Raw genomic sequence first — 2,439 nt, 5'->3', positions numbered from 1 at the left:
TTGCCGGCGCCGGTGCTCGAGGGAAGGGACAAGGTCTTCCTGGTGTCGCGCCACGGCTTCGAACTCTATGGCGGGGGCGAGCAGTTCCTGCGCGGCATGGCGCGCGTCTATCGCAGCCACGGCATGGAACCGGTCATCATCGGCATGCGCAGCGATTCGCCCGGTGCGACAGAAGGCGAGACAGGCGGCCAGCGTTGGGCTCAGCTGCGCCCGCTGGCCGGCGATATCTTTACCTACGCGCTGCGCCAGCGTCCTCAGATTGTGCAGGTTCTGAGCGGTCTTGGGTATGAGGTTCTGGCGCCGCTGAAATACCTGCATGTTGCGACGATTTACGGCACGCATTTCTGGCGCGACATGTTTGAGGAGATCGGGGGCTATCTGAACGTGGACCGCCATGCGGTGCCACGCCGGGAGTTCAACGACATCCTGCAGCAGGCGACGGTTGTCTATTCGAACTCGCACTTCACGGCGGAAATGAAGCGCAAGCATTTCGGCATCAGCACGCCGCTGGTCTATTCTCTGACGGACGACAATCCGGGGCCGGTGCTGCAGGGCGGGCGCTATGCGCTGCTGGTGAACGCGCGGCCCGAGAAAGGCTTCGACCTGATCCTCGAGGTTGCGCGGCGGGTGCCGCACATTCCCTTCCTGGTGCTGGCCAGCCAGAGCCCGGTGGCTCAGGCGGAGGAGGCGATCGCAGCGGCGGGAGTGACCAACATCACCGTCGCGGGCAAGGTGGCCGACATGATGGAGGCCTATACCCAGGCGCGGGTGGTGCTGGTGCCGAGCTATGCCTTCATCGAAACCTTCTCGCGGGTGGTGATCGAGGCGCATCGCCTTGGCCTGCCGGTGGTCGGTTCGGATCGCGGCAACGTGCCCTACCTGCTGACGGAATCGGGCACGGCGCTGCCGGAGGAGCCGGATGCGTGGGCGGCGGAACTGGACCGTCTCTTCACCGACGAGGCCTATTACCAGCAGCAGGTCAGGCTGGCGCTGGAGAATTCCGACCGCTACGCCTTCGCGCGGCAGCCGGAGCGGATCGGCCGGATGATCGCCTATAGCCGGAAGCGCATCCTCGTCGGCGTGGGAGCGGGACTGGGCAACATCGTGCAGACGACGCCGCTGATCCGGCGCCTGGCGGAGCATTACGGTTGCCCGGTGGACGTGGTGGTGAAGGAGGATTTCAAGGGATGCAGCCTGCTGGCGGCGGGGGATGCGTCGGTGAACATGACCTTCCCGCTCGACCGCAACGCGCTCCGGCGCGAATATGATCTGGTCTACATCACGCATTCCTTCGGCGATACGATCCCGGCCTTCAATGCGGAACAGGTGGTGGCGGCGCGGCACCACTACCCGTTCCAGATGACGAAAGACATTCACGAGGCGGAGTTCAACCTGTGGTGCGCTCGCGAACTTCTGGGCGTTCCCTACGAGAAGGCGGACGTCGGGAACTACTTTGCGGCCGGGGTGACGCGGCCGCATCACCTGAACGGCATGATCGGCATCCATGCCGGCGGCAAAGGGGGCGAGTGGGAGGAGGGGAGCTGGCTCAACAAGCGCTGGCCGTATTACCGCCTGCTGGCCGATGCCCTGGCGAAACGCGGTTTCAAGGTGGCGTCGTTCGGCGTGGCCTCGGAATATGTCGAGGGCACGATCGACCTGACCGGCACGCCGCTGATGGAATCGGTGCGCAATATCGCGCGCTGCACTTACTTCATCGCCAACGACAGCGGCCTGATGCATATCGCCGATGCGCTGGGCGTCCCGCTGACGACGATCTTCGGCCCAACCTCGGTCGTCAAGAACGGCCCCCTGGCGCCGACCAGTTCCGTCATCGAGCTCAGGAAATCCTGCGCCCCGTGTCAGTTCGACGACCGCTTCGCCACCTGCACCTGCATCGCCGCCATCGGGCTGGAGCCAGTGCTGGATCACGTGCTGCGCCACATGGCCAAGGCCCATGGGCCGGAAGGCGAAAAGGCCTATACCGCACTGGAAACCCTGCCCATGCTCCTCGACTGAACATGCCCCGAAACAACCGCCCGTCCCGCTACGCGGGGGCGGGCGAAGCAATCCGGCGGCGCTATTTTGAACGTTTTTCCGTCCGGCTACGTTGCTGATGCAGCTTGGTGAGGACGCGCTGGATTTCCGGGTGCTCCGGTTCGATCGCCAAAGCGGGCTGCAGCGCGGCTTCGGCACCGTCCGGATCGTTCTGAGTTAATTTGAGATTGGCCAGGGTCGCATAGGGACGAATGACTGAGGGCGCGATCTCGATCGCCTTTCGTAGCCAGGATTCGGCTTCAGCGAATGCTCCGCGACGTGCCTGGCTTTGTGCCAGACGGGTCATGAGATCGGCATTGTCCAATGCTTCCGCGCCCTGACGGAGAATGGCTTCGGCGCAATCGGCTTGACCGAGATTGCTATAAAGCGCGGCAAGGTGGCGGA

Annotated in this window: 2 protein-coding genes; one reads left to right on the top strand and one right to left on the bottom strand. The window is 64.1% G+C overall.

Annotated features, from left to right (window positions below; genetic code table 11):
- A partial coding sequence (locus HLH28_RS17740) for a glycosyltransferase (RefSeq protein ID WP_182961928.1) occupies positions 1–2,016 on the top strand: 2,016 nt, incomplete at its 5' end.
- 61 nt (positions 2,017–2,077) lie between these two features.
- Here HLH28_RS17740 and HLH28_RS17735 read toward each other — a convergent pair.
- Positions 2,078–2,439, bottom strand: a 362-nt coding sequence (locus HLH28_RS17735; protein WP_182961927.1) for a tetratricopeptide repeat protein, incomplete at its 5' end; no start/stop codon positions are given.

Origin of the sequence: Gluconacetobacter tumulisoli (assembly GCF_014174155.1) — a bacterium.
GTDB lineage: Bacteria > Pseudomonadota > Alphaproteobacteria > Acetobacterales > Acetobacteraceae > Gluconacetobacter > Gluconacetobacter tumulisoli.
Note: the sequence above shows the minus strand (reverse complement) of the source record. Positions and strands in the feature narration are given on the sequence as shown.